Annotated in this window: 17 protein-coding genes and 1 riboswitch; of the genes, 10 read left to right on the forward strand and 7 right to left on the reverse strand. The window is 59.6% G+C overall.

Going from position 1 to position 22,160, the window contains the following annotated elements:
* The first annotated feature begins 45 nt into the window (after window positions 1-45).
* Both folB and GEI7407_RS21340 read left to right on the forward strand, forming a co-directional pair.
* Complete coding sequence (folB, locus tag GEI7407_RS08340) at window positions 46-423, forward strand: dihydroneopterin aldolase (protein WP_015171706.1); 378 nt, start codon at window positions 46-48, stop codon at window positions 421-423.
* Between the two features lie 88 nt (window positions 424-511).
* A complete protein-coding gene (locus tag GEI7407_RS21340; protein WP_015171707.1) occupies window positions 512-1,189 on the forward strand; it encodes a hypothetical protein in 678 nt (225 codons plus the stop codon).
* Window positions 1,190-1,298: 109 nt separating this feature from the next.
* Here the strand turns inward: GEI7407_RS21340 and GEI7407_RS08350 are convergent, their stop codons facing one another.
* The 4 genes from GEI7407_RS08350 to GEI7407_RS08365 form a co-directional block, all read right to left on the reverse strand.
* Window positions 1,299-2,414 carry a sirohydrochlorin chelatase gene (locus GEI7407_RS08350; protein ID WP_015171708.1) on the reverse strand — a complete coding sequence of 372 codons (1,116 nt, stop codon included), beginning with the start codon at window positions 2,412-2,414 and terminating at the stop codon, window positions 1,299-1,301.
* Between the two features lie 34 nt (window positions 2,415-2,448).
* Window positions 2,449-2,586: riboswitch (cobalamin riboswitch) on the reverse strand.
* Window positions 2,587-2,652: 66 nt separating this feature from the next.
* Window positions 2,653-3,768 carry a tetratricopeptide repeat protein gene (locus GEI7407_RS08355; protein ID WP_015171709.1) on the reverse strand — a complete coding sequence of 372 codons (1,116 nt, stop codon included), beginning with the start codon at window positions 3,766-3,768 and terminating at the stop codon, window positions 2,653-2,655.
* Between the two features lie 399 nt (window positions 3,769-4,167).
* Window positions 4,168-4,893 carry a YsnF/AvaK domain-containing protein gene (locus GEI7407_RS19995; protein ID WP_015171710.1) on the reverse strand — a complete coding sequence of 242 codons (726 nt, stop codon included), beginning with the start codon at window positions 4,891-4,893 and terminating at the stop codon, window positions 4,168-4,170.
* 157 nt (window positions 4,894-5,050) lie between these two features.
* On the reverse strand, window positions 5,051-5,971 hold the full coding sequence (locus tag GEI7407_RS08365) for a DUF2382 domain-containing protein (protein WP_015171711.1): 921 nt from the start codon (window positions 5,969-5,971) through the stop codon (window positions 5,051-5,053).
* Window positions 5,972-6,442: 471 nt separating this feature from the next.
* Here GEI7407_RS08365 and bchH point away from each other — a divergent pair, with 471 nt between their 5' ends.
* From bchH to GEI7407_RS08390, 5 genes are all read left to right on the forward strand, one after another.
* On the forward strand, window positions 6,443-10,192 hold the full coding sequence (bchH, locus tag GEI7407_RS08370) for a magnesium chelatase subunit H (protein WP_015171712.1): 3,750 nt from the start codon (window positions 6,443-6,445) through the stop codon (window positions 10,190-10,192).
* Between the two features lie 358 nt (window positions 10,193-10,550).
* Entirely contained in the window at window positions 10,551-10,925 is a 375-nt protein-coding gene (locus tag GEI7407_RS08375; protein WP_150109742.1) for a hypothetical protein, read from the forward strand.
* Between the two features lie 15 nt (window positions 10,926-10,940).
* Complete coding sequence (dprA, locus tag GEI7407_RS08380) at window positions 10,941-12,065, forward strand: DNA-processing protein DprA (RefSeq protein ID WP_015171714.1); 1,125 nt, start codon at window positions 10,941-10,943, stop codon at window positions 12,063-12,065.
* A 38-nt stretch (window positions 12,066-12,103) separates the two neighbouring features.
* A complete protein-coding gene (locus GEI7407_RS08385; protein WP_015171715.1) occupies window positions 12,104-13,684 on the forward strand; it encodes a DEAD/DEAH box helicase in 1,581 nt (526 codons plus the stop codon).
* A 375-nt stretch (window positions 13,685-14,059) separates the two neighbouring features.
* The gene (locus GEI7407_RS08390) at window positions 14,060-16,162 is read left to right on the forward strand and encodes a M3 family metallopeptidase (RefSeq protein WP_015171716.1); all 2,103 of its coding nucleotides are present in this window, start codon (window positions 14,060-14,062) and stop codon (window positions 16,160-16,162) included.
* Between the two features lie 99 nt (window positions 16,163-16,261).
* Here the strand turns inward: GEI7407_RS08390 and GEI7407_RS08395 are convergent, their stop codons facing one another.
* The 3 genes from GEI7407_RS08395 to GEI7407_RS08405 all read right to left on the reverse strand — a co-directional run bounded on the left by GEI7407_RS08395 (window position 16,262) and on the right by GEI7407_RS08405 (window position 19,188).
* Complete coding sequence (locus GEI7407_RS08395; protein WP_015171717.1) at window positions 16,262-17,881, reverse strand: hypothetical protein; 1,620 nt, start codon at window positions 17,879-17,881, stop codon at window positions 16,262-16,264.
* 302 nt (window positions 17,882-18,183) lie between these two features.
* Window positions 18,184-18,426 carry a gas vesicle protein GvpG gene (locus tag GEI7407_RS08400; protein ID WP_015171718.1) on the reverse strand — a complete coding sequence of 81 codons (243 nt, stop codon included), beginning with the start codon at window positions 18,424-18,426 and terminating at the stop codon, window positions 18,184-18,186.
* 21 nt (window positions 18,427-18,447) lie between these two features.
* Complete coding sequence (locus GEI7407_RS08405; RefSeq protein WP_015171719.1) at window positions 18,448-19,188, reverse strand: GvpL/GvpF family gas vesicle protein; 741 nt, start codon at window positions 19,186-19,188, stop codon at window positions 18,448-18,450.
* A gap of 315 nt (window positions 19,189-19,503) precedes the next feature.
* Between GEI7407_RS08405 and GEI7407_RS08415 the strand changes: the two genes are divergently transcribed.
* From GEI7407_RS08415 to GEI7407_RS08425, 3 genes are all read left to right on the forward strand, one after another.
* A complete protein-coding gene (locus tag GEI7407_RS08415) occupies window positions 19,504-20,628 on the forward strand; it encodes an RNA-guided endonuclease TnpB family protein (protein WP_041268838.1) in 1,125 nt (374 codons plus the stop codon).
* 194 nt (window positions 20,629-20,822) lie between these two features.
* The gene (locus tag GEI7407_RS19430; protein ID WP_015171721.1) at window positions 20,823-21,434 is read left to right on the forward strand and encodes a hypothetical protein; all 612 of its coding nucleotides are present in this window, start codon (window positions 20,823-20,825) and stop codon (window positions 21,432-21,434) included.
* A 177-nt stretch (window positions 21,435-21,611) separates the two neighbouring features.
* Window positions 21,612-22,136, forward strand: coding sequence for a DUF4330 domain-containing protein (locus GEI7407_RS08425; protein WP_015171722.1), 525 nt, complete (start codon window positions 21,612-21,614; stop codon window positions 22,134-22,136).
* Window positions 22,137-22,160 lie beyond the last annotated feature (24 nt).

The following is a 22,160-nucleotide window of genomic DNA, read 5'->3' on the forward strand; positions in this document are numbered from 1 at the left end:
GACCTGGTCGAGACTGGACCCGGACTTCATTCGAGATCGGACTCCATGGATCGCCTTCAGGTGTGCGGGATTCGCTGCTACGGCTACACAGGGTTTTTTGAAGAAGAGCGCAAGCTGGGCCAGTGGTTTGAGGTGGATCTGGTCTTTGGGCTAGATGTGCGGGCGGCGGGGGCGAGCGATCGCCTTGATGACACCCTCGACTATGGCGGCGCGGTGCAGCGGGTGCAGTCCCTGGTGCGGCAGGCCCGCTTTGCCACCATCGAGCGCCTGGCAACGGCGATCGCCGAAGACATTCTGCACCACACGGTGGCAGAAGAAGTGACGGTGCGGCTGACCAAGGTTTCGCCGCCGATTCCCGATTTTGGCGGGCACATTGCCCTGGAAATCACGCGATCGCGCGCTGAGCTGCATCCCGGAACTTAGAACTAAACTCGGCAGTCCTCGTCTCCAGGGCCGTTCCTCTTCACTCATCGGAGAAACCGGCTCGTCAGCCATTACGTTGGGTCTGCCGATGAATCGCTTTCTTGCTATGCTCACCGTTGCTCCCATGGTGCTTGCGGGCGCGGCGATCGCCCAAGTGCCGCCGCCTTCCCTCGAAGTGCTAGAGGCTTGTGCAACCAACCAAATTCGCACCCTGCCTGCGCCCTATTCCGACGTGCCCACGGATCACTGGGCCTACGAGGCAGTGGCCAAAATGTACTATTGCGGTGCCTATCGAGGGGCCGTGCCTCCCGAGGTGTATCAGCGACTTGTGGCCCAAAACGCGACTGCTCAGCCCAAGTCTGCCACCGAACCGTCCCTAGACTCCCTCCAAGCAGCGCCGACGGAGGTGACGCTTGCCAATCGTCGCTACCAGCTAGAGGCCTATGTGTGGCGCGACTTTATGCCGTCGACTTCTCCCAATACCTCTGGTTTGATGGCGTCGGTCCGTCTGACCTCCAAAGATTCAGGTGTAACCCCGCCTGCCCTAGCGATTCGGCGGCTGTGGGTGATTCAGGATGAGGCGGTGTGGGAGACCCCCGTCGAGCAACTGCCGCGATCGCCCCAAGACGCTGTAGAGGCCACAGCCCGAGGCGGCCCGACCTGGGAGCCCGGTAGCGCCGTGGAGGTGGTGGTCCAGCTCGATCTCGGCCAGGGCAAAACTGCCTGGCTGCGATCGCCCAACCAAACCATCGAACGCACTTTCTGATCTAGAGCTAGATGCTGAACCCCCGCCTTTGACTGGCCACTGTGGCGCAAAGGCGGGGGTTCAAGCTTGATTGGCGCGATCGCCTAGGAACTAGGCGAAATTCAACGGTCTAGGGCACCTGCCAGATCCGGTTGTGGTAGTCCTCGGGCTTGGCGTAGGGGTCGACAGCGCCATGGCCGTGATCATGTCCGTGGCCGTGGGCATGTCCGTGGCTGTGCCCGTGGCCGTGATCGTGTCCATGGGCGTGATCGTGCCCGTGGCTGTGTCCATGGCTATGCCCGTGATCATGACCGTGGCCGTGATCGTGCCCGTGGCCGGAATCATTGGCGATCGCCACCAAGCGGAACTTGCAAGTTTCGCAGTTCATGTTCACCTGGCCGAGCTGGGTCTCGATTTCCCGCTCCCGCAGCACCTGGAACAGCGACGGATGCATGCCCATTTCGGGCAGGCAGGTGATCGAGGTTTCGGGGAACAGAGCCTGCTGCTCCGCCGTGATGTCAAAAATCTTTTTCACCAGCGCCCCGGTAAAGAGGAAGTAGGGCAGCACAATGATGCGCTTGGGCTGGTACAGGCGGGCGCGGCGGAAGCCTTCTTCTAGTCGCGGATGGGTAATGCCAATAAAGCAGGTTTCGACGGTGCCGTAGCCGCTGCCTTCCCACACCATGCGGGCGAGCTTGTAGACGTCACCGTTGGCATCCGGATCGCTGGAGCCGCGACCCACAAACAGCAGGACGGTGTCGGCGCGATCGATGCCGTGGGGATTGTGCTGGGGCTGATCTAGCTCGGCGAGGCGCGATCGCCACAGCTCCAGGATGCTCGGGGTGATGCCGAAGTGCCGGCCATAGTGGAACCGGACCTGGGGATGACGCAGCCGAGCGCGATCGAGCTCATTGGTCACGTCAAATTTGTTGTGGCGGGCGGCGAAGAGCAAGATCGGCAGCGCCGAAAGCTCGGTGTAGCCGTTGGCGACGCAGGCGTCGACGCCTTCTTGGATCGTCGGGCCGGTCAGCTCCAAAAAGCAGGGCAGCACTGGCCGGGAGGTGTCGAGCTTTTGGTAGGCCTCCACGAAGTCCATGAAGGTCTGGCGTCCATCGACGTCACGGGTGCCGTGGCCAATCAGCAACAAGGGACGCTGCATGGGCAGCGGCGGCAGCTGAAGTGACTGGAGGCCTTGGGCTTCGGCAGCAAGTAGAGTCTGGGTTAGGGAAATATCGGTCGATAGCATGTTTTGAAGGCTCCGGTCCCGTGAGAGGCGGGACGTTGAATGGCCGACAGCAGGCAGGCATTCTGGCTTGGAACGGCAGAGCCATTCCTTACAGCTGCCGCACAGCCCCGGAGTCTCACCGGAGTTTCCCTACGCTGCTGTGATTCCGTTTGCCTCGTTATCTTAACGGATTCTCGTCGGTCTAGAATCCTGGGGAGGGGGGTGTGCTGGCGATCGCCCCCCAAATTTTGGCTTTGCGCTAGGAATGGGGGAGCCCCTGGATCAGCTGCCACGCCCAGTGACCGACGGCAGGACTGTCTGCCTCGTCGGCGAGCTTGCGGGCCTGCTGATAGAAGCTGTTGGCCCAGTCGTGGCGCTTGACGTCGGCCCAGATGCTGCCGATGTTGAGCAGGGTCGTGGCTTCGCCCACGCGATCGCTCAGCTGGCGGCGGATGGCGAGGGCCTGATTGTAGTGGTCGAGAGCAAGGCGGGGCTGCTCGAGGTCGCGGTAGACAAAGCCAATATTGGTTAGGGTGATGGCTTCGCCCACGCGATCGCCCTGCTCACGCCGAATTTCAAGGGCCTGATTGTGCAGGTCAAGGGCGGCGGTGTAGTTTTCGAGATCGCGGTAGACGCAGCCGAGGTTGCTCAGGGTGACGGCTTCGCCGGGGCGATCGCCCTGGGCCTGCTGTTGCAGCAAGACCGGGTGATAGATCAGCAAGGCGCGCTGAGGTTCACCGATGTCGCTGTAGAGCGAACCCAGGTTGCTGAGGGTAAAAGCTTCGCGAGCAAAGTCATGGGACTCCTGCTGAATCACCAGCGCCTGCTTGAACAGGTCTAGGGCTGCTTGAAACTGGCCTAGTTCGCTGTAGATCAGGGCGAGATTGTTCAGGGTGCTGGCCTCGCCAGGGCGATCGCTCAGGGCTCGGCGCACTGACAGCAGCGTCTTGCACAGCATAAACGCCCGCTTTGGCTGACCCAGGCGCAGGTAGAGGCTGCTGAGGGTGTTGAGGACCGTCGTTTCGAGGCCCCGGTTTTGCAGATCTTGGCTGAGGGTTTTGGCCTGGGCCAGCAAGTCGAGGGCGTAGCCCGGCTGGTAGGGGCTATGGAGCTGTGCCAAAGCGCACAGGGTCAAGATTTCTCCAGGGCGATCGCCCGCCTGCCGCTGCTCTGCGAGCTGCTGATCGAGCTTCTGGAGCCGTAGAGAGAGTCCTCGGTTGCTCTCAGCGGGTAGCGAAGAAACCGCAGAGCTCTGTCCCGCCGAAAGTCTGGGCTCAGCATAGGTCCAGTATTCTCGGAATTGGCCTGCTCGGTAGATCGCAACGGCTGGACTGTGAGATAGATGCCAAGAGGAGATAGTAGGAGACTGCGCCATTACTGAGGAAGGAGCTAAAGATCTCGACAACGTTGTTGACTTGTGCGGATAGGGACGGGCCGTAGACTAAACTCCGGGAGTAGAAAAAGCCGCAAAAGCCCCTGATTCAGGCTCTGAATTGCTTCAGCAGCGGTTTATCGATGGAGTCGCAGGAACCTAAGCCCAGCGATTCCTGACTATAGAGTTCCCGCAGATGACACTAATGCATCACCAAACTTTGTTTTCGCTGCTGCGGCTGCTGACGTGAGGGCTTCTGCTCGTCGGGTACTATCCTTCAGCGCCGATTTTGCTGTCACCGAGTATTGCCGAGATTCAGAGGCCCCATGCAAAAAGTGCGATCGCCCTTCTAGGCGATCGCACTCTCAATACAAGCAACGGCTGCGAATCAAGCAAACTCGGCTAGGTCAGAAAAAATCTTTTCGCTTTGCCCAGAGCTGAGCCTGAGTCCCTGCTGGGCTGCTCGATTCCTTCTTGATAAACCTCGTGCAAAACTTCTTTGGGAGCAACGAGCTTGAGCACTACAGCATGACTTTCTTGGGATGGCGAAGCATGGGTCAAGAAAGACTCCATGGAGTCTAGAAACTGGGTTGCTCTCACCAAAGTTTCAAACTGATGGCAAGTCTGCTCGGTGCGATCGCCTTGCTGAAAAAAGATCGACAAATTGACTGAGCGACATTGACTGACAAGCTTCTGACTCAAAACTTTTAAAGCATAGTTTGTCTCTTGGACCGTGGAGTAATAAGCTGTCAAGGTTTGCTCTGAAGGGTCAGCCGCGCTGATTCTCTGCTCCAATCTTTCAGTCTCAGGAAAATCGATACAGGCAATCTGCCGAAACTCTGGACTAACTTGCTCAATGATTAATTTTTCCCGCCTGACTGGAACTTCAATCACTCGAGTTTCTACTTCTCGACGAAGAACAACTTCTCCAATTTTTTGGCGCCGTCGGTTGATTTGCAGTCGCTCCTCAAGCAGCGGAATGACCATTTTTTCTTGAGTCTCAACCGAAGATTCAAGAGACTCTGAAGACGGCGAGGATGCAGAAACATCAGAGGATGAGCGAGACGGCGTAGGTAAGTGAGACTGGCTTGGATTTTTTGGGAGGATGTTGCGATCGTCGGCTTGCATAATCTCTAAGGAAAATAAGGGTGATAAATTAAAGAAGGTCCGGAGATAAAAAATCTCCGGACTAGAAGACGATCTCGAATGAGCCCCAGTGGCTTAGGCTAAAGCAGAATAAAACCAGCCAAAGGAGAAATTCTGCCCTTCGGCGATCGCCTAATCTTTAACGATCTCGCTGCACATTGGGACGGCCATCGGTATTAATGTCGAGCTCTTCGCGACGCACTTTTTCCTTGGCTGAAATCGTATCGTGCTCGACTTCCTTGCGGACTTCTACTTCTTCGCGAACGAAGGCCTGCTTGTTAATATCCGCCGTTTCCTCATAGACCTCCATTCGGGCCACTTCGCCCTCTTGGAAGTTTGCTTCGCCCGGTGTCACCGCTCTAGTTTCACTGGGTGTTCGACGGCTGACAACGACTCGCTCTTTCTCAACGGGGACCGAAACTTCGGCCTCCTGGGTTTCTACCCGTTTGCCAACCTGAACGGCACCCACGCGATCGCGCTGCTTGTTGGCAATGAGTCGCTCTTCGTAGAGCCGCAGCGGGTTATGATTGCCCGCTTCGCTCATGCCATAAAAGCGCGGATTGCTGTTGTAGTCGTAGCCTCGAGCCTGATTGCGATCGCCGCTAGCGACAGACTGTCTGCTGCCTGGATTCACCGAAGCTGGAGCATTCGTTTCTGACGTCTCTGATGTATGAAGATAGCTCTGATGATGACGGCGCTGGGCTAGGGGCGTGTAGGCTTGGCGCGTTTGCTCTTCATAGGCCTCGTAGTCTTCCTTTTCCAGATTAGGAAGCGCTTCTACTTCGTCTTTGGTTAGGCCATCGACATATACTCGCTCATTTGTGTAGTCAAAGCGCGCTAAACCAAGAGGCAGCAAGACCTTTTTTCCAAAGATCCAAAAGCCAGTATCGACTACTAAGTACCGAAAGCGCCCGCTTTCGTCGACCAGTGCATCATCAACTGAGCCAACTCGATTTTCTTCGCTGGCATAAACAGAATAAGAATCAAGATTCAAAATTTCTGTGTCGCCAAATTTTTCTTTGTAATCCGGATAGAAATCTTTGAATTTATAAAGTGTCATTACAATAACCTCGCTGAGTTTCTTGCTTTCTGTCCATGCTAGGAAGCCGCTAAAAAGCTCTCCTCTCTCAAAGGGGAGACCTGAGAAAAACTATTCCATTTGAGTTGATTGATAGAAAACAAATTGTTTTCTGTTAGAGTAATTCGATTTGATAGAGATATCTGGCGATCGCGTCTTTTGATCGCTTTATTTCGAATAATTTGCCTAAATTTTGCTGCAATTAACTAAAATCAATCTCAATCAGAAACTTAGCCCTCGTTTTCCGTCCTTTGGATGAAGATGGATGGGCAAAATTGCAAAGGGTGTTTGGGGCGAGAGCGGGAGAGGAACAGCGCCCACCGAGGCGATCGCAGGTACCGAGGGGCTTTTCTCTGGAAACCCCCGTAAGATCGTAGGTAGAGGGCGCAGGTGCCGCCCGCCGCGGACTCCTGGCCCTCCCCGGAAAACCCACAGTGACCCCACCCCCAGGCCATGCCGCGAATCGTTCTTGTTGCTGGATTTGAGTCTTTTAACGCTGATCTGTATCGTCAGGCTGCCCAGATGGCGCGCTCTCGCTGCCCCGATCTGGAGATTGCGGTGTTCAGCGATCGCGACCTCGTGAGCCAGCCAGCGGCGATCGCGGCGGCCCTGGCCGGAGCCGATGTCTTTTTTGCCAGCCTGCTGTTTGACTACGATCAGGTGCAGTGGCTGCGGGAGCGGGTGCAGGAGATTCCCACCCGGCTAATTTTTGAATCGGCCCTAGAGCTAATGAGCCTGACCCGCCTGGGCCAGTTTGTCCTGGGAGACAAGCCCAAGGGCATGCCCAAGCCGGTGAAATTCATCTTGGATAAGTTTGGCAGCGGCCGCGAAGAGGACAAGCTGGCGGGCTATCTGAGCTTTTTGAAGGTGGGGCCGAAGCTGCTGAAGTATATTCCCTTCAAGAAAGTCCAGGATCTGCGCAACTGGCTGGTGATCTACGGCTACTGGAATGCCGGTGGGTCCGAGAATGTGGCCGCCATGCTGTGGTTCTTGGCCGATCGCTATCTGGGGCTGACCGTGGGCGAGATTCCGGAGGCCATCGAGACGCCCAACGTGGGCCTGCTCCATCCGGACCATAGCGGCTACTTTGAGTCGCCGCGGGCCTACTGGGACTGGTACCAGGGCCGCCTGACGCCGGAAGCGCGCGATCGCCCGGTGGTGGGGCTGCTGCTCTACCGCAAGCACGTGATTACCCATCAGCCCTACATTCCCCAGCTGATTCGCCACTTCGAGGCGGCGGGACTGTCGCCCCTGCCCATCTTTATCAATGGGGTCGAGGGCCACGTGGCGGTGCGGGATCTGATGACCAGCGCCCACGAGCAGGCTCAGCGCGATCGCGGCGTGGTGGAGTGCCCCTCTTTGTCTCTAGACGCCGTGGCGGTGGACGCCATCGTTTCGACCATTGGCTTTCCCCTGGTGGGCGGGCCAGCGGGCTCCATGGAGGCAGGGCGTCAGGTAGAGGTGGCCAAGCGTATCCTCAGCGCCAAAAATGTGCCCTACACGGTGGCCGCGCCGCTGCTGATTCAGGACATTCACTCCTGGACGCGCCAGGGGGTCGGCGGCCTCCAGAGCGTGGTGCTCTATGCCCTGCCGGAGCTGGATGGGGCCATTGACCCTGTGCCCCTGGGGGGCCTGGTGGGCGACCAGATCTATCTGGTGCCGGAGCGGGTGAAGCGCCTGACGGGCCGAGTGCACCAGTGGGTGGCCCTGCGTCGCAAACCCCCCGCCCAGCGAAAAATCGCGGTAATTCTCTATGGCTTCCCGCCGGGGTACGGCGCGACGGGAACGGCGGCTCTTCTGAATGTGCCGAAGTCGCTGCTGCGATTCTTGCAGGCGCTGCGGGAGCAGGGCTACAGCGTGGGGGATCTGCCGGAAACGGGCGAAGAATTGATTGACTGGGTGCGCAGCGCCGATGAGGCCTACGCTGGCCAGATGCCGGCCCATGTGGACTTTGAGAACGACCCCGTGACGACGGTGCCCATTCGCCGCCTGGAGAAGTGGCTGGGCTATCTGCTGACCCGCCGCATCGAGAAACAGTGGCGATCGCTCGCTGACAGCGGCATTCGCACCCTGGCCGATCGCTACCTGCTGGGGGGCGTGCAGCTCGGCAATGTCTGGATCGGCGTCCAGCCGCCCCTGGGCTTGTCAGGAGACCCCATGCGGCTGATGTTTGAGCGGGACCTGACGCCCCATCCCCAGTACGCGGCCTTTTATCAGTGGCTCCAGCGGGAGTTTCAGGCGGACGCGGTGGTGCACTTTGGCATGCACGGCACGGTGGAGTGGCTGCCCGGTTCTCCCCTGGGCAACACCGGCTATTCCTGGCCAGATATCTTGCTGGGCAACCTGCCCCACCTGTACCTCTATGCGGCCAACAACCCCTCCGAATCGATCTTGGCCAAGCGACGGGGCTATGGGGTGCTGATTTCCCACAATGTGCCGCCCTACGGCCGGGCCGGCCTCTACAAGGAGTTGGTGGCGCTGCGGGATCTGATCGCCGAGTATCGCGAAGATCCGGTGAAAAATGCGGTGCTGCGGGAGGCGATCGTCAAAAAGATCAGCGATACCGGCCTGGATGCCGACTGCCCGATGCCCGAGGCCAAAAAGCTGGGGATGCCCCTGACCCCCGAAACGGCCCGCATGTTCAGCGCCGAAGCCTTTGGCCGCTACTTTGCCAAGCTCTATGAGTACCTGCAAGTGCTCGAAAATCGGCTGTTCTCCTCGGGGCTGCACGTCCTGGGTGAGCCGCCGACGGCCGAGGCACTGGAGGGCTATCTGGGGGCCTACTTTGGGGAGCGCCTGCCGGAGAAGCTGGTGACGGCGATCGCTGAAGGGTGCGATCGCGCCGAGCTAGAGCGCCGCTTTACCCTCAATGGCTCAGCCCCTGCTGTGACTGAAGGGCTGCAAATCCGGGATCTGCTGGCCCAAAATACAGACGAGCTGACCAACCTGCTGCGGGGTCTCAACGGGGAATATATCCCCCCGGCTCCCGGCGGCGACCTGCTGCGGGACGGTCCAGGGGTGCTGCCCACCGGCCGCAATATTCATGCCCTAGACCCCTACCGGATGCCGTCTCCGGCGGCCTACGAGCGCGGACGGGCGATCGCCCGCCAGATTCTCGAGCAGCATCGGGCCGAGCACGGCAGCGACCCCGAGACCGTGGCCGTCATGCTCTGGGGCCTCGACGCCATCAAGACCAAGGGCGAATCCCTGGGCATCCTGCTGGAGCTGGTGGGCGCTGTGCCCCTCAAGGAGGGCACGGGCCGGATCGTCCGCTACGAGCTGCTGCCCCTGGCAGAGCTGGATCATCCGCGCATTGACGTGCTGGCCAACCTGTCCGGCATTTTCCGAGACAGCTTCGGCAATCTGATCGAGCTGCTGGACGACCTGTTTCGGCGGGCGGCGGAGGCCGACGAGCCCGAAGCCCAAAACTTCATTCGCAAGCACGCCCTCGCCCTCCAGGCCCAAGGGATTGACAATGCTTCGGCCCGCCTGTTTTCCAATCCGGCCGGGGACTTTGGCTCCCTGGTAAATGACCGGGTGACCGACGCCAACTGGGAATCGGGGGATGAGCTGGGCAAAACTTGGCGCGATCGCAACGCCTTTAGCTACGGTCGCCGCGATCGCGGTCAGGCCCGCCCCGAAGTCCTGGAGACCCTGCTCAAAAGCACCGATCGCATCGTTCAGCAGATCGACTCGGTCGAGTACGGCCTCACCGACATTCAGGAGTACTACGCCAACACCGGCGGCCTGAAAAAAGCCGCTGAAATGGGCCAGGGCCGCAAAGTGACCGCCAGCTTTGTCGAGAGCTTTTCCCAGGACACCACCCCTCGCAAGCTAGAGGACCTGCTGCGCATGGAGTACCGCACCAAACTCCTTAACCCCAAATGGGCAGAGGCGATGGCGGCTCAGGGGTCTGGCGGTGCCTACGAAATTTCCCAGCGCATGACCGCCCTGATCGGCTGGGCCGGGACAACGGACTTCAAGGACAACTGGGTCTATGACCAGGCCGCCGAGACCTACGCCCTCGATCCCGAGATGGCCCAGCGCCTGCGCCAAGCCAACCCCGAAGCCTTTCGGAACATCGTGGGGCGAATGCTGGAGGCCCACGGCCGCGACTTCTGGCATCCGTCGGCGGGCACCTTGGATCGGCTGCGCGACCTCTATGAACTGACCGACGAGGAGCTGGAGGGTGTCAAAGTTTAGCTGCTCCGCAGCGGGAGCGGGAGCCTGAGACAGTCACAGGAGCCAGAGCCCCGGCTCTGCTGGACTCTCAGCCTGACGGGAGGAGCTAGCAGCTCCCTCAGCGGGTTTCGCACCCTCCTTGCCGCCGAGATCTGCTGTGAGAAATTGGCGCGATCGCGATCCTGCTAGGTTAAAACTTTTGGAAATTGGGAACTTTAGAGGCAGAACTAGTATCCAAAAGGAATAACCATTGTTAGGACAGCGAGCGACTGGGGTGCTCTGGGGGAGCAAGAGCTTGCCAGGAAGCACCAAAACCGCCCGAGATGTCATTGGTTGTTCAGGGGCATGAGTCAGGGGCTACCAACTGAATGGGTGAGGCATGAAGATCAGATTATTTGTGGATGATGAGAAATCAGATCTTCGAGGACGAGATCGGGCGATCGCAGAAGATCTAATGCAGGCGCTGTCGAGCAAGTTTTGGGACTTGCTCGACGAGGCAACGCAGACCCAGCTAGAAGGATGTACCGCCGAGCTGGCCGGTCATCCGGGACATTTGATTTTGAATATCGAATGCCCTGATCCTCAGCGGTTTCTGCGGCTCAACCACCATTGGGAGTGGATTTCCGTAGTCGATCGCAGCATCAGCCGCTTGGTCGACCACGTCCAGCTTGTTTCGGTGCACTGTGGCGAGGCAGACTGGATTTTCTTTCGGCGACTCAAGCAGCAAGAGCCGCCCTCCCGTAAGCCCGTCTAGAGAAGGTGCGCTAGCTTGACAAACGACGCGGCTTACTGGCTGGCCTGGGCCCAGCTGCCGGGCATTGGCCCCGTGCTGCTCAAGCGGCTGCACCATCATTTTGGGTCTCTGGCGGCGGCCTGGCAGGCTGACCCGCAGGAACTGCTGGCGATCGAGGGGATTGGCGCTCAGCTTCAGAGCCGAGTTGTCCAGAGTCGTCAGCGGGTGGATCCGCAGGCACTCCTAGACCAGCAGCAGGCCCAGCCAGAGCGCTGGTGGACGCCTGCCCATCCAGATTATCCCCGGCTTTTGTTTGAGATAGCGGATCCGCCGCCGCTGCTGTACTACCGAGGCGTGGTGGATGAGGCGGAGGTGCGCGGCCAGCGATCGGCGATCGCCCTGGTCGGCACGCGATCGCCCTCGGATTATGGCCGTCGGTGGACCCGCCGCCTGAGCGCCGCCCTCGCCCGCCAGGGCTTCACGGTGGTGTCGGGCCTCGCAGACGGCATTGACACCGATGCCCACGAGAGCTGCCTGGAAGCCGGAGGCCGCACCATCGCGGTGATGGGAACTGGCGTCGATGTGGTCTACCCCTACCGCAACCGATCGCTGTACCACCAGATCGCCAAGAACGGCCTGATTCTCAGCGAGTATTCTCCTGGAACCTCAGCCAATCGCGCCCATTTCCCCCAGCGAAACCGCATCGTGGCGGGGCTGTGTCGAGCGGTGGTTGTGCTGGAGGCCCCGGTGCGCTCAGGCGCGCTGATCACGGCTCGGCTGGCCAATGAATACGGCCGTGATGTTTATGTTTTGCCTGGATCGTTGGACAATGAGCGAGCTTTGGGCTGCCTGGGGCTGATCAACTCCGGCGCTCAGGTGATCTTGAGCGAGGGCCACCTGCTGGAGATGCTGGGCGGGATGCCTTCCCTCGACCCGGTGCAGCCGGTGCAAACAGAGCTGTTTGCTGCGCCACCGCCTCCCGACCTAGAGCCGGGATTGCAACAGGTTTTGGCCGTGATCACGCCAGAGGCCGCGCCATTTGATTTAATTGTGCAGCAAGCAGCGTTGCCTCCTGGGACAGTTTCGAGTGCGCTCCTGCAGCTAGAGCTGCTGGGACTGGTGACTCAGCAGCCCGGGATGCGCTACCAGCGCTGCGGCTAAAGGGCGCGATCGCCCCCTGTGCTGTGAGGAGGTCTGGTGTGGTGGACTTGGAGACTCGGCCTGCGGCCCCGAAGCTGCGCCCCTATCAGGTGCAGCTCATTAATGACTTGTATGTCAAGATGCGCCAGGGCCATCGGCGCATTGCCATCGTGGCGGGGACCGGCGCTGGCAAAACCGTGATTGGCGGCCAGATTTGCGCTCAGGCGGAGGCCAAGGGGCTCAAGCTGCTGTTCCTGGTGCACCTGGATGTGCTGGTGGGCCAAACCCACGACAAAATGCAGTCCTTCGGGCTCCACTGCGGCTTTATCAAGTCGGGCTGGCCGGAGGTGCCCGATGCGCCAATTCAGATCGCCAGCATTCAGACCATGGCCAAGCGGGACTGGTGGCGGCAGTGGCCGGCGGATGTGGTGTTTTATGACGAGGGGCACACGACGGTCTTTAGCCAGATCGGCCAGGAGGTGATGTACACAACCCATCCCAAGGCCATCCATCTGGCGATGACAGCGACGCCCTATCGCCTGGGGCCGGAGCAGCTGGGGGAGCACATGGAAACCCTGGTGGCGTCGCCGGTGCCCTCGGAGCTGCAAAAAATGGGCTTTTTGGCGTCGATGCGCTACTTCAGCATGCCGGCCGAGAGCCAGATGGACCTCGACGGGGTGCGGACGATGGCAGGGGATTTTGATGAGCGGGATCTCAAGAATGCCTGCGATCGCCCGGAGCTGATCCAAAAAATCGTGACGGAGTGGCAGCGCCTGACGCCGGACAAGCGCACCATCGCCTTTTGTGTGGATGTGGGGCACGCGCGCCACGTGGCCGACGCTTTTAATGAGGCGGGGATTCCGGCGGCGGTGGTGGCGGGCAGTACGCCGATCAAGGAGCGCCAGCGGCTGTACCGGGCCTTGGGAGCGGGGGAGATCTTGGTGCTGACCTCGTGCAATGTGATCAGCATTGGCTTTGATGAGCCGAGCGTGGAGGTGGGCCTGCTGCTGCGGCCGACCCAGTCGGTGGCGCTGCACCATCAGCAAATTGGCCGCGTGATGCGAATTTCGCCCGGAACGGGCAAAACGGGGGGAATCATTTTGGATCAGGCGGGCAATGTCCAGCGTTTGGGGATTCCCGAAGATATTCAGGAGTATTCGCTGCCCTCGACTCGGGAAGCCTCGGCGGAGGGGGAGGTGCCCAAAAAGCAGTGTCCCCAGTGTCAGGCGGTGGTGCTGAGCTTTGCGACGGAGTGTCCCCACTGTCGCTACGAGTGGCCCAGCGATCGCCCGGTGTGTGCGGAGGACTTGGTGGAGGTGGTCAGCCTGGAGCAGCTGCGCCAAACCGATGATGAGCGGCTCCTGCGCAAATTCTTTCAGGTGCAGCGCCAGCGGACGTTTCAGCGGGGCCACGCGCCCAACTGGGCGCGGCGAGCTTACTATGACCAAATCGGCCGCTGGCCAGAGGAAGTCTGGGCTCGATACTCGATTTTTGGCGAGCAGCCGACCCTCAAGGACAAGCTGACCTACCAGCGCTATCTGGGGGCGATCGCCCAAAAGCAGGGCAAGACTCTGGAGTGGATCGTCCAAGAATTTGAGCTGGAGTTTGGGCCGCGGACCTGGCGGGAGGTGATGCGCTAGGCCAGAGATGGCGAGATTTCCGCACTTCCAGGGATAGACAGGTTCGCTAGACTCAGGAATGAGACGATTAGAAGCGTGGGCAGCGGCTTCAGAATCAGGGGCGATCGCTCCTAGGCTGCTTTGGGCCTCGTGCCAGCCGAAACGTTTCCTAGAGGTTCCCTGAGGTTTCCTTCTAAGAAGCGAATTCGTCAAGTTTGGGCGCTTTTAAGGGCGATCGCCGCCTTAAAAGCCCCTCAATCGCTCAAAAACGCCTTGATAAGCCTGCAAGCTCCGTTTCGCGCTACCTTCGCTTCTGACCCTCAGGCGATCTCGAAGCCTTGTCCGCGCCCGTCGGGGCACCGACGCCTCCCTAGTTCAACAAGTCAGTGAAACGCTATGACCTTGACCGCAACTCAAACCCAAAATCCTCTCCTCATTGGCAACGGTCTTCCGCCCTTTGATCAGATCAGCCCTGACCACGTCGTGCCGGGCATGACGCGACTGCTTGATGAACTAGAGCAAGCGATTGGCCAGCTAGAGGCAACCCTTCAGCCCACCTGGAGCTCCTTGGTCGAGCCCCTCGATGCCATCACCGATCGCCTGCGCTGGAGCTGGGGCCTGGTGAGTCACCTAATGGGGGTCAAAAACAGCGCCGCCCTGCGGGAAGCCTACGAGTCCGTCCAGCCGCGCGTGGTGCAGTTCTACACCCGCGTGGGTCAGAGCAAGCCCATCTACGAAGCCTTCAAAGCCCTGCGCGCCAGCGAGCAGTGGGCGCAGCTCTCGGCGGCCCAGCAGCGCATCGTAGAGTCCTCGATTCGGGATGCAGAGCTGGCCGGGGTGGGCCTCGAAGGAGAGGCTAAGGAGCGCTTTAACGCGATCCAGATGGAGCTGGCCGAGCTCTCGACGCGCTTTTCAAACCATGTTCTGGATGCGACGAAGGCCTTTAGCCTGACGCTGACGACGGCGGAAGAGGCGGACGGCCTGCCCCCGAGCCTGCTGAGCCAAGCGGCTCAGGCGGCCCGCGCCGCTGGCGCAGAGACGGCGACGGCAGAGACCGGCCCGTGGCGGATCACCCTAGATGGCCCGAGCTTCATTCCCTTCATGCAGTACAGCACCCGTCGGGACCTGCGAGAGCAGCTGTACCGGGCCTTTATTAGTCGCGCCTCCAGTGGAGACCTGGACAACCGCCCCCTGATCGATCGGATTCTGGAGCTGCGTCAGGAGCAGTCAAAAATCTTGGGCTACGGGAGCTACGCAGAGCTGAGCCTGGCCCAAAAAATGGCCCCCAACGTGGAAGCGGTGGAGGGTCTGCTGGAGGAGCTGCGGGGGGCGAGCTATGAAGCGGCGATCGCCGATCTCGAAACCCTCAAGGCCTTTGCGGCGGCGCAGGATCTGACCTACGCAGACGGCCTGCGCCACTGGGATACGGCCTTTTGGTCCGAGCGCCAGCGGGAAGCCAAGTTTGCCTTCAACGCCGAAGAGCTGCGGCCCTACTTCCCGCTGCCCCGGGTCCTCGATGGCCTGTTTGGTCTGGCCCAGCGCCTGTTTGGGGTGACCATTACCCCCGCCGATGGCCAAGCGCCGGTGTGGCAAGAAGACGTCCGCTACTTCCAAATTTCCGATGAGACCGGAGAGGCGATCGCCTTTTTCTACCTCGATCCCTACAGCCGCCCGGCCGAAAAGCGCGGCGGGGCCTGGATGGACGACTGCCTGGGCCGCGCTCGCCAGCGGACCGAAACCGGCGAAGCCCTGCGCCTGCCGGTGGCCTATTTGATCTGCAACCAGACGCCGCCGGTGGATGGTAAGCCTAGCCTGATGACCTTCCAGGAAGTGGAAACTCTCTTTCATGAGTTCGGGCACGGCCTTCAGCACATGCTGACGCGGGTGGACTATCCCGGCGCGGCGGGCATCAACAATGTGGAGTGGGACGCGGTGGAGCTGCCGAGCCAGTTCATGGAGAACTGGTGCTATGACCGGGCCACCTTGTTCAACATGGCCAAGCACTACGAGACCGGCGAAACCCTGCCGGAGCACTACTACCAGAAGCTGCTGGCGGCCCGAAACTACATGAGCGGCAGCGGCATGCTGCGCCAGCTGCATTTCAGCCTGCTGGATATCGAGCTGCACCACCGCTACCAGTCCGGCGGCTCAGAGACCATCTGGGATGTGCGCGATCGCGTTGCCCAGACGACGTCGGTGCTGCAGCCCCTGCCCGAGGATGCCTTCCTGTGCGCCTTTGGCCACATTTTCTCAGGGGGCTACGCGGCGGGCTACTACAGCTATAAGTGGGCTGAGGTCCTGAGCGCAGACGCTTTTGCGGCCTTTGAGGAGGCGGGCCTGGAGAACGAAGGGGCGATCGCCGAAACCGGGAAGCGCTTCCGGGAGACCGTGCTCGCCCTGGGCGGCAGTGAGCACCCGATGACGGTCTTCAAGGCCTTCCGGGGCCGCGAACCGAGCACCGCTGCGCTGCTGCGCCACAACGGCCTGACCGCCGCCTAGAACAGGATTCTCACCCCCATGCTTGCGGGGGATAAATAGCAAAGCAACAGCACCACCGGGATGACCAGATTCCGGCGGTGCTGTTGCTTTGTGGCGGATCTAGGACTTGGGAGTCGGTCGGGCGATCGCCTCTAGGGGATTCGGCTGGCGCTGGGTGGGTTCCTCCGCCGGCACGACCGTCGGGGTCGGATTGAGTAGGTCGGTGTCTACCCAGCCGGAGTAGTGACGAACTTCGGTTTTCTGGTCAGTCAGCTCCAGCAGACTCAGGTCGCCCCGCATGGCGGCCCAGTCTCGGATGTAGGGATTGCCGGATTCTTGGTTTTCTGTTCTGAGGCCCCTCGGGCCGCCGCCGACCATGTTCAGGCTGACCTCGTCCAGGGCGCGCACAAAGCGATCGCCCTCCCAGCGCCACTCGTCACCGGGCCACGCCACGGCAGGTCCGCGCTCGACCTGGGGAAACAGCCTTCTGAGCTGACTGGGGGCCTGGGTAGCCCCTCCCTCCAGACTCACGGTGAAGCCCGGATCGTAGACCACTTCATAGCGCCCGATCCAGGGCTGATTTTCGCCCGACTCCCGAGCCGGGGCGCTCCAGAGGACCTCTACGCGATCGCCCGTCAGGGTTGTGGCGGCCTGGTCGGCCTGAACCGAGGGATACAGCGGCACGCCACCGGCGGGCAGCTCAGCCGTCGTCGTGAAGCGCCAGCACTCCCAGGAGGCGGCTTGGTCGATCTGGGCATGGGGGACGGCGCACACGCCGTTAGCGGTGGCGATCCACAGCGTCTCATCCTTGATCAGCAGCCGATCCGGAATGGCGCCGATCAGGGGGCTGTTGTAGGGGGTGTAGGTGGCGAGGCTGCCGGTGTTGAGATTGTCCGTTTGGGGGCGATATCGCACGAGGCCCATGGCGGGCAGGTAAGGGTTACCCTCGCCGCTGAGCTGTGTCCCCAGCCATAGCGTGAGGTCGTCACCCTGGCCGGTCACGGCTAGATCGGTGATCTGGGCTCCTTGTAGTCCTTCCGGCTTGATCACGTCGAGGTCGCCGCTGCTGGGCGTGAAGCGAATCAGGGTGGTCACGCCGCTGGCTCCTTCTCCCTGTTCGGCGGCGATCGCCCACCAGAGGCTATCTGCCGTCGCGATCGCGGCGCTCACCCGTGGCACTCCCAGGCTGGAGCCCAACTGGGCTTCTTCCAGCTCTTGCCGCGTATAGAGGGGAATTTCTCGCGGCGTTGGGTTATCTGGCGTGATCAGCTCAAAGACAACCCCTTCTTCGGTGCGAGTCATCTCAGGGCTGGGGGAATTGTCTGGATTGATCCAGCTGGCGTTGAGCTTGACCCGATATTGGTAAGTCTGGCCATCAAGAGCAATAGATTGCAGCGATGGATTCTCAATTTCGGCTAGGCGGGCATCGTGGGCTGCTTCGCCGACGGGCTTATTTTGGGGGGGAGCGGCGACGACGGCCCAGGTGCGATCGCCCTTACACACCACAAACTCCACCTTCTCGCCCCGAAAGCGCAGATACTGCTCATCCTCCGCGATCGTCTGAATGTGAAAGTCAAAGGGCGCGTAGAGCGGCTCTTGGGCTCCAGCCTTGAGGGAAATCGGAGTCGACGCCAGCTGAGGGCAGGGCTCAGCCTGCTTTTGCCCTTCACCAACGCTCTGCGAAGGTGCGCAGCTGCTCAGCAGTAGCAAAACGCCTAGGGCTGTGCAAAAAGATTTCATCGGTTTTGTACCTGTGGTTGAACAACGGGAACGCTCAATTGACAACTGACAGCGTTCCCCAGCGATCGCCCTTTGCCCGGATCTCAGGCGGCGACGCGATTTCAGGAGCGATCGCCCTTCCCAAGGCTTCCAGCTCGCTCCTACTTTTCCACAGAACCCCTAGCACCTGGAGAAATGCCTCTCAACAAATTCCCTTGGCTCAGCCTTCCAACAGCAGCTAGAACCCGCAGGGTGCCCCTGGCCCCTCTGGCCAGCCTCCCTAAGAACCACAGGCCTAAACGCCCGCGTTCCGCACAAAACCCCTAAGCGTCCAGGCGATTGGCTCGCTCCTCATCCTCGATCGCCTGAATGGCCAGCAGCAGCTCCTCCTCCTCGACCTCGTAGTCTTCTTCGGAAATCTCTCCCAAATCCAGGGCAAGCTGGAGCGCCAGCAGCCGCTTGCTGAGATTTTCCTTCTCGTCGAGCTCTGTGCTGGCGCGCTCCAGCAGCTGCTCACCAATCCAGGCAATGCCGGTCACCGGCGAAAACAAAAGACGCAGTACCATGACCCAACTCCTAGGGGGATATCAGTCTAGTTGGTCCAGACGAGCGAAATTGAAAGGGGCCGTGAAGTTGTTGTAGCGGATGCGGAGCCGGCCCGCAAAAATCTGGTCGATCTCCTCGACGCGCTGCCCAAACTCAGCCTCACTGTCCCAGGGAATCAGGTAGGCCGCGTTGTAAATCATCACGTCGGAGAGGGGATCGTTTTCGATCACCTCCGTCGCCAGGGGATTGAGGGCGGCCTGGCAGGTCTGGATGATTGCCTGACGGCGGGCCTGCATGGCCTGCTCGATGGCTTGGCCAATGCTGACCACTTGGTCCATGCTCAGGGTCTGGCCTTCGAGGCGATCGCGCTGGGCCCGCAGCGCCTCGTTTTCCTCCAGCAGCATTTGCAGCTCGCTGCCCTCATCCCACATCAGCTTGATTCCCACTTCTCGCTGGCCCTCTAGGCGCTGGAGCAGGCGATGGAGCTTGGGGCTGTGGGGCTCGATGAGCTGCTGCCCGACCGCCTTCCAGTCCTCGATGATCAGGCCAAACTGGAGCGGCAGCAGCGTCCGGTGCCCTTCGTGCATGGCCGTTTCGAGAACTTTTTCGTGGCCGAGTAAGTTGCGGCGGCTGGCCAGGTAGCGCTCTTGCTGGGCCTCGGAGTACAGAAACACAAAGCCATCGAGGGTGTGGGCGTGGACCGGCTGCTGATCGAGGCCTTGGATGTGGAGGCGAGGTCCGGGAGGCGGAAAGATGCCGTAGAGATAGAGGCCGTAGCCCATGACGTTATTCAGCCGAGAAAAGAACAAGAATCGAGACAGACAAACAATCCTAGTACCATTTTACGGAAGTGCCGCGTAAAGCCCCCGCGTTTCAACCGGGGGATATAAGCGAAGAGCCGAATTTATTCGGCAGCGTCCTCCTTGGGAGGATTAGGCAATCGGTCAATCCAGTCCTCAATCAATTGAGTCATGGTTTTCTTCCTCATCTTTGCTACCTGCCGTAGCTTTTGAAGCCTTGATTCTTCTACCCTGATGTTGAGCGTTTTCTTCATTTTGCCTACACAATGCCTATGCAAATAGGCTATCATGGAAGCTGTGAAAACCTTGAAGTTTAAGCTCTATCAGCACAAGCGAAACCGCCATCTCAAGCGGACGATTAATGCTGCTGGGGTGATCTACAACCACTGCATTGCCCTTCACAAACGGTACTACCGGATGTGGAACAAGCACCTGAGTTGTGCAAAACTTCAGGCTCATGTTGCCAAGCTGCGAAAGCGCGATCCTTTCTGGCAGCTTGTGGGCTCTCAGGCCGTCCAAGACATCTGTCAGCGCATTGACAAAGCCTACAAGCTGTTTTTCAAACATCACGGCAAAGGTGTCAGACCACCTGGTTTTAAGAAGGTGAGGCGATATAAATCGTTCACTCTCAAACAGGCAGGCTACAAATTCCTGGGCGGAAACCGCGTCAAGATTGGCGAGAGGGTGTATCAATACTGGAACTCCCGAGAGATCGAAGGAAAAGTGAAAACCCTGACCATTAAGCGAACCCCCTTGGGAGAGCTGTTTATGGTTGTGGTGGTGGACTCAGGGGAAGAGTTTGAATCGGATGCCACGCCTCGTAAAATAGCGGGCTTCGATTTCGGGCTCAAAACCTTCCTGACCTGCTCTGAGGGGTTCAAGATTGAGTCACCTCTGTTTTTCAGACAGTCTCTCAAGGCTATCCAGAAAGCTAGCCGGAACCATTCCCGGAAGCAGAAGGGGTCTCGTGGTCGAGAGAAGGCCAGGAAAAATCTAGTACGCCGCTATGAGGACATCACGAATCGTCGACAAGACTGGTTCTGGAAACTGGCCCATACTTTGACAGACCAGTTTGACGTACTGGTGTTTGAGACGCTGAATCTGAAAGCGATGCAGCGTCTCTGGGGTCGAAAGGTGAGTGACCTGGCTTTCCGAGAGTTTCTGTCCATCCTGGAGTCGGTGGCCAAGAAAAAAGGGAAGTGGGTCACCTACATTGACCGCTGGTTTCCCAGTTCCAAGACGTGCTCCGGTTGCGGGCATATCCTGGAATCTCTGGACCTGTCGGTTCGGCGGTGGCGCTGCCCCGCGTGTCAGTCGGTGAATGACCGAGATGAGAATGCGGCTGTGAATATCAAGCAGGTTGGGGTCTCAACCTGGGGAGTAGGAGATGTCAGTCAGGCTTTGCCTGCTATCTCTGCCTGAGTCCCGAATCCCCGCGTCTTCAGACCGGGGAGTGGATCAATGGCCAAGAGAGAGAAGCTTGCCCAATCGTCACGGGGCTTCACTGGGCGCCCTGGGCGATCGCCATCCGACAATAAGTTAGTTCAAGTGTACGACTGGCACTGGCGAGAAGCGCGCGGTATGCTGGCGAAACATGATTGAACCCGCTCTTCGCCATGAATGCCCCAACCGAGCGACATGCCGTTGCGAGCCTCCTAGAACGCTACGGTGTTGATGAGGCTGAAATGTTCACTCGCTTCAACCAGCTAGACATCTACCCGCAAAGCCAGGATGGGGGCTTATTCATCCACCAAGAGCACCTAGAAATTCTGGATGCTCTCGATGATCACATCTACGATGGAGGAAGCCTGATGTCCTTTGTGGAGCAGTTTCCTCACCTGCGAGGGCATCAGCCCGAAAATGCAATTCAGCCGTCGCCGCCTGAGGAGATTTCGCCGGTCCCGGTGGATCGTCAGCAGGCTGCCCTAGCGGTGCTGGTGGAGGCGATCGCCTCTCGCATGACCACCACTCCCGATCCCTTGGCCCACCTGCGCGCCCTCGAAGACGCCTGCAACAACCACTGGCTCCTGAGCACCGCCGAGCTCGGCCAGCTGCTCAAGATGTCCCCCAAAACGATTAACAAGCACCCCAGCTTCCAGCGACGCGGGTTCATTTTCCAAAAAGTCGGCCGCGACGGCAACGAAACCATTTGGGAAATCAAAAAACCGCGCGCCCAAAGCTCGACTTGGCGTCCTCGCAATGAGTCTCGCTTTGACACCATCATGTAGAGATCTTAGGCCTAAGTTTTGCTTTGGCCCGAGCGTGAAACCCCAGTGATACAGCGCTTTCTGTAGTTGTTGTGTGTGGCTGTGAACAAGTCATGATAATCTGGCTCAGGACTGCCCGCACTCGGCTCGGGGCGGCAAATAGCTGTTGTTTCCTAGCCCAGCAAGAAGGAAAAATTCATGGCAATTTTGGATTCAAAAGGTCGGTTGTTTGGCAAGCTCAGCATTCTAGATATAGCGGCGGGCTTGGTGATTGCCATGGTGCTGGCGGGTATTTTGCTGGTGCCTGGTAAATCCGGAACCTCGATCGCCCAAGTGGGCAGCTCAGTCAAGCAAGTAGAAGTTGATGTGGTGGCCCGAGGCCTGAGCGCCCGCAAACCTTTTGAGCTGGTGAAGGCCGGTCAGCCGACCAATATCATCATCCGTAACCAGCCCTTCGGCGAAATTAATGTGAAATCTGTGGAGCCTCTGGGCCGCAAGGTGTACGTTCCTCAGCCGGATGGCTCCCTCGCCGTCAAGGATGCGCCAGAGCCCGAGGTGCCCTTTACCAATGATTTGCTGATCACGCTGACGGGCAAGGCCCAAATCACGGATCAAGGCGTGGTGCTTGGCAATAGCGATATGAAGGTGGGCACGCCGGTGCGCCTAGAAGGGTTTGGCTATGATTTCAATGCCAGCGTGATTGATATTCGGGTGCAGCCGTAGGTGCTGGCTGACTAGGGGTTTTGG

The organism is Geitlerinema sp. PCC 7407 (assembly GCF_000317045.1).
In the GTDB taxonomy this organism is placed as follows: domain Bacteria; phylum Cyanobacteriota; class Cyanobacteriia; order PCC-7407; family PCC-7407; genus PCC-7407.

Excerpts from the sequence above, each read along its gene's own strand:
- folB (WP_015171706.1), top strand. The coding sequence starts at position 46 with ATGGATCGCCTTCAGGTGTGCGGGATTCGCTGCTACGGCTACACAGGG.
- GEI7407_RS21340 (WP_015171707.1), top strand. The coding sequence starts at position 512 with ATGAATCGCTTTCTTGCTATGCTCACCGTTGCTCCCATGGTGCTTGCG.
- GEI7407_RS08350 (WP_015171708.1), bottom strand. The coding sequence starts at position 2,414 with ATGCTATCGACCGATATTTCCCTAACCCAGACTCTACTTGCTGCCGAA.
- GEI7407_RS08355 (WP_015171709.1), bottom strand. The coding sequence starts at position 3,768 with ATGGCGCAGTCTCCTACTATCTCCTCTTGGCATCTATCTCACAGTCCA.
- GEI7407_RS19995 (WP_015171710.1), bottom strand. The coding sequence starts at position 4,893 with ATGCAAGCCGACGATCGCAACATCCTCCCAAAAAATCCAAGCCAGTCT.
- GEI7407_RS08365 (WP_015171711.1), bottom strand. The coding sequence starts at position 5,971 with ATGACACTTTATAAATTCAAAGATTTCTATCCGGATTACAAAGAAAAA.
- bchH (WP_015171712.1), top strand. The coding sequence starts at position 6,443 with ATGCCGCGAATCGTTCTTGTTGCTGGATTTGAGTCTTTTAACGCTGAT.
- GEI7407_RS08375 (WP_150109742.1), top strand. The coding sequence starts at position 10,551 with ATGAAGATCAGATTATTTGTGGATGATGAGAAATCAGATCTTCGAGGA.
- GEI7407_RS08390 (WP_015171716.1), top strand. The coding sequence starts at position 14,060 with ATGACCTTGACCGCAACTCAAACCCAAAATCCTCTCCTCATTGGCAAC.
- GEI7407_RS08395 (WP_015171717.1), bottom strand. The coding sequence starts at position 17,881 with ATGAAATCTTTTTGCACAGCCCTAGGCGTTTTGCTACTGCTGAGCAGC.
- GEI7407_RS08400 (WP_015171718.1), bottom strand. The coding sequence starts at position 18,426 with ATGGTACTGCGTCTTTTGTTTTCGCCGGTGACCGGCATTGCCTGGATT.
- GEI7407_RS08405 (WP_015171719.1), bottom strand. The coding sequence starts at position 19,188 with ATGGGCTACGGCCTCTATCTCTACGGCATCTTTCCGCCTCCCGGACCT.
- GEI7407_RS19430 (WP_015171721.1), top strand. The coding sequence starts at position 20,823 with ATGAATGCCCCAACCGAGCGACATGCCGTTGCGAGCCTCCTAGAACGC.
- GEI7407_RS08425 (WP_015171722.1), top strand. The coding sequence starts at position 21,612 with ATGGCAATTTTGGATTCAAAAGGTCGGTTGTTTGGCAAGCTCAGCATT.